Source organism: Ktedonobacteraceae bacterium (assembly GCA_035653615.1).
Classification (GTDB): Bacteria; Chloroflexota; Ktedonobacteria; order Ktedonobacterales; family Ktedonobacteraceae; genus DASRBN01.
In genome coordinates this window covers 78,334-88,441 of sequence record DASRBN010000006.1, presented here as the reverse complement: position 1 = coordinate 88,441, position 10,108 = coordinate 78,334, and the positions used below count along the sequence as shown (strand labels likewise).

Genomic DNA, 10,108 nt, shown 5'->3' with positions numbered 1-10,108 from the left:
CACCTTAGAAGACCTGGCCGAGCGGCATGATCTGCAACACTGCATTCAACGCGCCATTGCCATGATCCCGGCCCAATATCGCTCGGTGGTCTGGCAGTATTACCGGGCCGAGATGACCTTTCCAGAGATCGGACGCACGTTACACATGACCGAATCGACGGCCAAGACGCGCTTCCAGCGGGCCAAACCCTTTCTGCGGGCAGCATTACTGATGCTGCTCGATCTGCCTGCCGAAACCGGCTCCCCGGCCAATTCACCATACTAAATCGCCCTGATGATTTTTGACAATCGAATGGGGAATCCGTTCATATCATTCTGAGCAAAATAGGGGAATCCGTTCCTGTCATTCTAAGCAAAATGGGAGAATCCGTTCCTGTCATTCTGAGCGAAGCGAAGAATCTCCATCCCTGCCGAGATTCTTCGCTTCACTCAGAATGACACGACCTGCTGATACTTACCGATTTTGACCGTTAAAAATCACCAGGCTGTCCTCGTCCCTACCTGGCACCCTGGCCAGTCCAGTAGGGACAGCGGCTTGCCCTGTTCTCTCCGGGCGCATTCATACATTCGGGCTGGCGATCACGCTCCATGTACTCCCATTCCAGTATTCGGCCAATGACTCACCGGTATAACCATTATTGGAAAAGCCGCCAACCGCCCAGGCATCACCGGCAGAGACATCGGTGACCGCATAAAGGGCGTTACCTATTGTCCCTGGACTCGGGCTGGTGACGATACTCCACTTCGTGCCATTCCACTGCTCCGTGAGCGTTCCGCTGCTACTGTAGCCCACGGCCCACATATTATTGGCCGAACTCGCCGCAACGCCATACAGGAAACTCGTCGACCCGGCCTGAGGGCTAGTGATGACGCTCCACTTCGCGCCATTCCAGTGTTCAATCAGCCCCTGGTTGGCGCTATTAATGTCACGGAAGCCCACCGCCCATACATTGCTGGACGAAACCGTCGTTACTGCTGTCAGCACATTGATAGACGATCCGGGGCTGGGGCTGGAGACCACGCTCCATTGTGTGCCATTCCACTGCTCGATCAGCGTTTGTTCGATACCGCCGCTATTCATAGAGTAGCCCACGGCCCACACATCGCCGCTAGAAACCGCCGACACTCCATTGAGGGAGTTGAGGATCGGACCCGGGTTCGGGCTGGATACAACGCTCCAACTGCTGCCATTCCAGTGTTCGACCAGCGTCTGTGATTGCGTGTTGCTATTGCCCACGGCCCAGATGTCGTTGGCAGACACCACTGCTACTGCCGCCAGGTCGTTGAACTGCCCGCTATTGGCGCTTTTGACAATGCTCCACTTCGTGCCATTCCAGTGCTCGATCAACGTCTCGAAGCCCGTGTTGGATTGATATTCTCCTACGGCCCACACATCGTTGGTAGAGGCAGCGGCTACCCCATTGAGTTGATCAGCGCCCAATCCTGTATTCGGACTGGGAACCACGCTCCATTTCGTGCCATTCCAGTGTTCGGTGAGCGTCCCATGCGCATCTGAGCCGACCGCCCAGATATCGCTCGCCGAGATGGCTGCCACTCCGGTAAGGGAGCCATTTCCAATCCGATCAGGACTTTTGACCACGCTCCACTGGCTACCGTTCCACTGCTCGGTGAGCGCCTGCTCTTCACCATGATTCGTGAAAGCGAATCCCACCGCCCAGGCTTGACTGGGTGAGATTGTTGCTACACCATATAGCTGGTTGAAGCCTTTTCCCACACTCGGGCTGGGAACAACACTCCACTGCGTCCCGTTCCAGTGCTCGATCAGCGTCTGCCCATTGCTCGTCCCATTTGCCTGGCTCCCCACGGCCCAGACGTTGCTCGCAGAGGCGGCGGCCACACCAAAGAGTTCGTTATTCGCCGAACCGGGGTTCGGGCTGGGAACGGTATTCCAACTGCTGCCATTCCACTGCTCGATCAGTGTCTGGGCAGGGCCACCGTTGCTGGAATAGTAGCCTACCGCCCAGACATTGTTGGCGGATATGGCCGTCGTTCCTATCAGGTCGCTGCTATTCTGCGTACCGCTATCAGGACTGGAAACGATACTCCACTGGTTCCCATTCCACTGCTCGATCAACGTCTGCTGCCCATTGTTTCCAATCGAGTATCCCACCGCCCACATATCACTCGCCGAAACGACCGAAACCCCATTCAGCAACGCATAACCACTCGGGCTTGGACTGGGAACGACGCTCCATTGCGTCCCATTCCACTGCTCGGTCAGCGTCAGAATGGTTATACCATCGGGAGAATAGAGTCCCACGGCCCAGATATTGGTCGGCGACACCACTGCTACTCCCATGAGGATATTGATGGCGGCTCCCGGGCTGGGGCTAGAGACGACGCTCCACTGGCTGCCGTTCCAATGTTCAATCAGTGTTTCAGACGGTTTGTCCGTCCCCTGGTTGCTGTACGACCCGACGGCCCAGACATCATTGGTCGAACTCGCCGCAACGCCATACAGGTTATTGAATGAGCCTCCAGGGCTGGGGCTTTTGACAAGGCTCCACTTCGTCCCATTCCAGTGCTCGATCATCGTGCCCAGGCCATCTCCTACCGCCCAGGCATCGTTAGCCGAGATCGCAGCTACCGAGGACAATCCGCCCATACCTCGCCGGATGTTGGGGGAAATCGCGCCACTCCCGTCACCGGCATCGCGGCTAACGGGCCTCGAACTCGCCTGCCCATTCCTTGCGGCAATCCCGCTGGCGCCAACGATTGGCAGGGACCAGGCGCTGAGGAAAATGACAACCATACATACAAGCACAGTTACTCTCAGCAATTGTTTCATCGTTCATCCTCCTTGACTAGAGCTACTTCATCATACCCATCCGGCAGATTCTAATAGTAATTTTTTTGGCTCTGGATACATCGCTTTAAAAAGAACATACTTGCTTTTGCTCACGGAACTATTTCACCCGGCAAAGAGAGCATCACAGGGCTATCCCAATTTGCGCTGCGCTGACCACCATTTGAGATTGGCCCGCCAGTTTTCAGTCCAGCTAGCTATAGAAGAGATCGATGCTACAGGCAGTTTGTGACAAGTTTCTGATGGAGAAATGGATGCAGCTTACCGCTTTTTCCCCCCTGTTTCAGAACAAAAGAAAAGAGGCGGTCTTCTTCACAACAAGACCACCTCCCTGTCGAACAAAGGAGTACACTACATCTCCTTCTGTGCGGCTACAGTATCAGTAGTGGAGCCTGTTCCCGGCGCGCATCTACGACACAGGCGCTTCCAGTTCCAGGTCGTTCTGGTTGAACCGCGTCGTGCTTTGCGCAAAGAGATACGCTCTACACTCTCACAAGTAGAGCCGCGATCCGACAAGATCAGCGGTGTACTTGCCTCACTTCCAGGCCAGTATTGTCAGGCATTCAGCCAGGCAACAAGCCTGGAAGTGCTCTTTTTCGTCCGTTGGCTTTTTGTTTGAGGACAGCAAGCAGGCCATCATGCCTGGATGTACGCGTTGCAGGCAGCTGCTAATCGGACTGCATAGCTGCGAGATAATGGACGCCAGCTGGACACTCTCATGCCTGTGGGATAAACGGCACAAGATTTTCATGCGGGATACAATGAATACGTTTACACGATAGAATTGACACACAGGCGACCACGCGCCATGACCAGCTTGAGCCGGCGCTGCGGGTCCGTGAGCGCGCCAATATCTTGCAAGGGATCGCCATCGACAACGAGCAGATCAGCAAAAGCTCCAGGAGCTACCACACCCACCTGTCCCTCCATGCGCAGTAAGCGCGCGGCCACCGTCGTCGCCGAGCGCAATATATCAGCCGGCGGCTGCACCTGGCGGCGGAGCGTGAATTCGCCGAGTTGCTCGTCATGCATACCACCCAGTAAATCGGTTCCATATACAATCGGAATATGCGCCCGGTGCGCCAGTTCAAGCGCATGCAGACCCGCATCCAGCACATCGAACACTTTGCGATGGCTGTGTTCCGGCAACCCAAATTCGCGCCCGCGAGCGGCCAGAGCCGAATAGGTCACCAGGGTCGGCACATAAAAGGCGCCGCGCTCCTGGAAGAGCGGCAGACTGCTCTCGTCCATCAGATTGCCATGCTCGATACTGCGCACGCCGCATTCCAGACCCCGATTGATCGCTCGCGAGGTATAGGCATGTCCCGCGACATAAAGGTTCGCTGCCTCGGCTTCCTCAACCGCGGCACGAATCTCTTCCCGCGAGAACTGGACCGCATCCACGCGATCCGTCGGAGAAGCGACTCCGCCACTCAACATGAGTTTGATATGGGAGGCGCCACGTCGAATCTCCTCGCGGGCCGCCCGGCGTACCTCATCGACTCCATCGCAGATCACCCCCAGCGAGGGGCAGCAATAGCAGAGATCATACGCCTGCCTGCCCGGGCTGCGCCAATCGCCATGCCCGCCCGTCTGCGAGAGCGCTTTGCCGCCAAAGACGAGGCGCGGCCCCTCCAGGTAGCCCTCCTCAATGGCCTGTGCCAGTCCATAATCGGCTCCGCCCACATCGCGTACCGTTGTGAAACCACGACGCAGCATGCCCACCAGCACGCCAGCCGCTCGCGCCGTGATATAGGCAGGAGACCACTCGGTAAGCCGCGCCAGGTCGGCGGTGACGGCTGTCACGTGGACATGAGCATCGATCAGGCCGGGCATCAAGGTCATCCCTCGCAGGTCAAAGCTCTGCACCTCGCCAGCCTGCACGTCTGCTCCTCCAACCTCCAGAATGCGCTCTCCCTCCACAAGGACAGAACTAGCAGGTAGATACTCGCCGCGCTCAGCATCCAGTACCTGTGCGTTCCGAAAAAGATAGCGTGTCATCAGTCCTTACTGTATCCTCCCGCGCCTAGAAACTCTGGCATCGTCCAGCCATATCCTGCCAGCATTGTCAGAAAAAAGATGCCCTTCTTGCTGCTTCAATCGTACCCGGATGCGCAGCCTTTTGCAAGATTTTGCAGATTGGCGCGGATTCGCACTTTCAACTGCCTGCCCTGCGACCTCAAAACCGTCGACCTCTACGGCGAGGGGAGTGACGGGCACATGGTCCAAACTGCATGAGGCAGGCACTTGACACTGCAAGCTTTTATAGGATAGTCTTTTTATGAGATGCATATGCTGCTGAGGAGCGTATGCACATCAATCAGCAGTAAATATCGCCTATTTTCTGATAAAAGGCGCAATCATGCCTGCCCGGCTGCTTTGAAAGCTCCTGAAAGTAGGTAGGGAATGAATCAACTCCATCGCATTCCTTTTCTGGTAATTGGGGGTGGGTTGGGTGGCCTTGCGACTGCTTTGGCCCTCTCACGAAAGGGCTACCCGGTTCACGTGATCGAGAAAGCGCAGGAGTTCGGCGAGATCGGAGCGGGAATTCAGATCGCTCCGAATGGATCAAGAGCGCTCGATGAGCTGGGTGTCCTCGGCGAAACACGCGCCTATGCGGTCTATCCCCAACGGCTTCTGCTGGTGGATGCCCTCTCCAACAATACGCTCACGATACTGGATTTCGGTGAGCAGTTCCGGCGCGCCTATACGTATCCCTATTTTGTCCTGCATCGCAATGACTTGCTCATGATTCTGCTGCATGCTTGCCAGCAGAGCAATGCCATCACCTTAGAAACCAACCGCGAGGTCATCGCCGTTGAGGACCTGGGCGATGGCGCGTGCGTTCGTTGCGCCAATGGTGCAACCTATGAATGCAGCGCTTTGATCGGCGCCGACGGGCTATGGTCTACCGTTCGCAACTACGTGATTGGTGATGGAGACCCGATCTGTGTGGAATTTGTGGCCTATCGGGGCGCGATTCCGATGGAGGAAGTCATCGAAAGCGCCGGGCTGGATACCATCCGCTATTGGATTGGCCCAAACTTGCACCTCATCCAGTATCCGCTGCGCGGCGGCAAACTGTATAATCAGGTGGCCGTATTCAAAAGCGAGCGCTACCGGCCAGATACCGATGACTGGGGTACGGAAGACGAACTGGAAGCGCATTTTGCCAAAACACATGAGAGCGTGAAACGGGCCTTAACTCGTGTGAAACGAGACCGGCGCTGGCCGCTCTATGATCGATTACCTGCTGATAACTGGACGCGCCATCGCATCACGCTGCTAGGCGATGCCGCGCACCCTATGCTCCAACATATTGCCCAGGGAGCCTGCCAGGCGCTGGAAGATGCCGTGTGCCTGGCGGACGCCGTTGCCAGGCATCCAGGAAACGTAACAGCCGCGTTTCGGGCCTATCAGGAAGAACGTATTCCCCGTACGGCGCGCGTGCAGCGTTCGGCGCGTCTTTTCGGCGATATTATTCATAGCGATGGTGTCACCGCCCTGCTTCGCAACGCGCTTTTGGCGGCGCGCGCACCCGACGATTTCACCTATACTGACTGGTTCTATGGGTACCGGCCGCAGAGGAAAGAAGCAGCTCTGCTAACATCTCTCTTTCCTGAAACTGAGGGAAAAGATTTTTCAGGATGAAAGTAGACAAAAAAAGAAAAGCATTGTATCATGCAACTGGACACTTACTAACAGTAGTCTGGTTGTTTCATTTGACTGTGGGAAGCCCTCGGACTAGCGCTGGGAAACCCGGTCTCCACACTATCAATATCGATTCCGGTGCCCTCATTTCTAGAAATGGAGCGAATGGCTCTCATGCATACGTCTTCGTCGAGAAGAATCACCGGCCCAGGCTTACTACCAACAGTACTCCATCGCGAGGAGCTTGTTGCTGCTCTTCGCGAAGTGATGCTCGGTCCCTCATCCGGCAGCAGCGGGGGACCCCGGTGGTGTAAACTGGTAATGATCTGTGCCCCTGCCGGCTATGGCAAAACCACCTTGCTTGCTGATTTTGAACGCGACACTGCTATGCCCTGTTGCTGGTATTTCCTCACTCCGCAGGATGCGGATAAGATCACCTTTTTGGAACTCCTCATTGCCAGCATCCGCCAGCGTTTCCCGCAGTTCGGTGCCTCCCTCGACTCACTGCTGGCCGCGGCTATATCAGCTACAGCTGGCGAGCGGGCAGCATATATCGATCAGTGTGAAGCGGTGATCGATATGCTGGCAGAACGTATTGGGGCCGAAATTCCCGAACGTTTCGCACTCATCTTGAGCAACTATCACGAGGTGAACTCGAACCCGGATGTGAATCACCTGGTCAACCGATTGCTGCAAAAGCTGCCCCCTCAATGCGTCATCGTCATTGAGAGCCGCGCTATGCCTTCCCTCGAATTTGCTCCCCTGCTGGCCCGGCGCGAAATGTTTGGCCTCGGCAGCAATGGCTTGCGTTTCTCGGTGCAAGAGATTCGCGATCTCGCTCGCCTGCAGGGCATCGAACCCCTGTCAGAGGAGGAAGCCCAGCAACTCGTCGCGTCTTTCGATGGCTGGATCGCCGGCATCTTGCTCGGTACGCGCCTGGGAGATTTGCAGTTTGTCAGCCCCGGTGGAACCCCCACCTCGTTCTGGGGATCGCCCGCCATGCGTATGGGACGGCAGAATCTGTTCTCGTACCTGGCCAATGAAGTCTTCAACCGCGAACCAGAGGTGTACGCCTTTTTGAAAGGCGCTGCCATCTTTCAGCAGATGCTGCCCTCGCTTTGCGCTTCCCTGCTCGACATCCCGGACGCCGCCGAACGCCTTGATTACCTCGAACGGCAAGGCCTCTTTGTCTCACGCAGTGGCGATGGCCCGCAACTCGCCTATCGTTGTCATCCCGTGCTGCGCGAATTGCTCCTGGAAGAATTACGCACTCAAGCTCCTGAACAGTACGCGTCCCTGCATCACCGCGCAGCCGTCTTATTTCATGCCGCCAGAGACTACGACTCGGCCATCTATCACGCTCTAGAAGCCCAGGAGAACGAGTTCGCCGCCGCTCTCATTGCTGAGGCGTATGAGCAAGAACAGACGCAGGGGCATACCGCCACCCTCGCACGCTGGATCAACGCCCTGCCTGCCGCCACCGTTGAACGCTATCCGCGGTTACTCCTGGCGCGCGCCAATATTCACCTGGCACTGGGGGAATATGTCAGCGCGCTCCCCCTACTTGAAAAAGCAGACCAGGCGCTCTCCGCACAGGCAGAGGGGATTGCGGAAGATGAGGTTCCCGTACTCCGGGCGCAAATTGCGCTCGCGCGCGGTTCAGCTCTTTTTCAGGCTGGAGAGTATGCCCAGGCTCAGGCCCTCTGTCACCAGGTTCTTGCTCAATTACCACCCCAGCAGGTCAGGCTGCGCGCCGAAGCTCATCATCGCCTCGGTATCTGTTCGAACATGCGCGGCGATTTCTCCACCGGCATCCTGGAGTTACAACATGCCTTGCAGTTGTGGCAACGTGAGGGCACGGTTCGCCAGGTAGCTCACCTGCATAGTATGCTCGCGAACGCCTATGGCATGTTGGGCAAACATACCCTTTCCGAGCATCATCGCACCCGCGCCATCCAGTGCTGGGAATCACTTAACGACGAATGGGGCAAAGTGGATAACCTGATCGGTCTGGGAGTAACGAAACAACGCCAGGGCGAGTTTGCCGCAGCCGAGCAAGTACTCACCCAGGCGCTGGCCATCGCCCGGGGTCCTATCCGCTTCCGCCGTGGTGAGGCCTACGCCCTGGTAAGCCTGGGAGATGTCTACCAGGATCAGGGATGCTACGATCATGCCCTCAGCATGATCGAGGATGGACTCACCCTGGCACGCCAGCTCAAAGATACCTACCTGACCGATTACGCCCTTTGTAGTCTTGCCATGACCTACCTGCTGATGGGCGATGTTCAAACAGCCCAATTGCTCGTTATCGGAACGGGTGAAGAAGAACCCTCGCAGGCCGTGGAAAGCTATGAGGTAGCCACGCGCCAGCTCGTCCTCGGCACAGTCCGGTTGTATCAATGCCAGTATGATGAAGCCTGCGCTCTTCTCAAAGAAGTAGAAAACGCCCTCTGCACCCTCGGCTTGACGCGCGAGCGCATACAGGCAAGTATTCGGCGAGCCGCGTGCCTGCACGCTCAAGGCGAGAAATCCGCCGCCGTTCGCTGCTTGAAAGAGGCGGCAGAGCTTGCCAGCCAGCATGGATATGAACAACTCGCATCCCTCGAACTGACTCGCATACCCGATCTACTCAAAGCCGTACAGGGCATGCCGGACATTGCCCGGCTCTATCACCTGCCTCCTCAAGAAACCGGCAAGCAGGAGCATGAGGCAGAGCCGGCGAACCCACCCGTAGGGACAATCCCCGGTTCCTGTCCTCAAGAAACTTCCCGCCTGCAGGTACAGGCCCTGGGTGAGCCGACCGTCATCCTCGACGGAGTTCCCATCACTCATTGGAGAATGGCACGCGCCATGGAACTCTTTTTCCTCTTGCTCGACGCCGGCAAACCCCTGCACAAAGAACAGATCCTTGTCGCCCTCTGGCCCGATGAACAGCATGACCAGACACTGCGCTCAACCGTCTACTATCTACGCAAAGTGCTCGGCGAAGCCAGCATCATCTACCGCGCCGGCAACTACTCCCTCGATCTCGCCCCCCTCTACGGCAATCGTGTGTACTATGATGTTGCTGTTTTCCAGGAGCGTTACGCCAGCGCCAAAGAACTACTGGCCGTCGAGGATCATACCGGAGCCGAAGCGAGCTTGAAGGAGATGGTGGCGCTCTACCATGGGGACTTCCTGCGGTCATTTTACAGCGACTGGTGCATGCCGCGCCGGGACGAACTGCGCCGGATATACATCGATGCGCGCAGCCGGCTAGCTCACCTTGCCTGGCAACGGGAAGACTTCAGCGAGTGCGCCAACCAGTGGCAGCGGCTGCTGGCCCTCGATAGATGCCTCGAAGAAGCCCACTACGGATTGATGCGTTGCTACCTGCGTCAAGGGAAGCGCGGCCTGGCCTTGCGCCAGTATCAACAATGCGCCTCTGTTCTTCACGATGAACTCGGTGTGAAACCAGGACCTGCCATCCAGAATCTCTACGAACGCATCACCGGAAACCACTGAATCCGACGATGACAGGGACAAGCCGCTGTCCCTGTCATCGTGCCCCACCACATTCCCCCATTCGATGAGAAAAATTCATCAGGGTCTGCTAACTGACTGCTAACTGCTGCCTCAACAGTGCGAATA

The 10,108-nt window shown here is 56.9% G+C and carries 5 protein-coding genes; 3 read left to right on the top strand and 2 right to left on the bottom strand.

All coding sequences use genetic code 11. The features are described from left to right. The coding region (locus VFA09_04215) for a sigma-70 family RNA polymerase sigma factor (GenBank protein ID HZU66461.1) at positions 1-265 on the top strand (265 nt) is incomplete at its 5' end. Positions 266-559: 294 nt separating this feature from the next. Here VFA09_04215 and VFA09_04210 read toward each other — a convergent pair. Continuing rightward, positions 560-2,809, bottom strand: a complete 2,250-nt coding sequence (locus tag VFA09_04210) for a hypothetical protein (protein ID HZU66460.1) — start codon at positions 2,807-2,809, stop codon at positions 560-562. Positions 2,810-3,598: 789 nt separating this feature from the next. Next, positions 3,599-4,828, bottom strand: coding sequence for an amidohydrolase family protein (locus tag VFA09_04205; protein ID HZU66459.1), 1,230 nt, complete (start codon positions 4,826-4,828; stop codon positions 3,599-3,601). Positions 4,829-5,233: 405 nt separating this feature from the next. On the opposite strand from VFA09_04205, the gene VFA09_04200 reads away from it, so the two are divergent. Continuing rightward, the gene (locus VFA09_04200; GenBank protein HZU66458.1) at positions 5,234-6,478 is read left to right on the top strand and encodes an FAD-dependent monooxygenase; all 1,245 of its coding nucleotides are present in this window, start codon (positions 5,234-5,236) and stop codon (positions 6,476-6,478) included. A 174-nt stretch (positions 6,479-6,652) separates the two neighbouring features. Then, on the top strand, positions 6,653-9,982 hold the full coding sequence (locus tag VFA09_04195; GenBank protein ID HZU66457.1) for a BTAD domain-containing putative transcriptional regulator: 3,330 nt from the start codon (positions 6,653-6,655) through the stop codon (positions 9,980-9,982). The last annotated feature ends 126 nt before the right edge of the window (positions 9,983-10,108 follow it).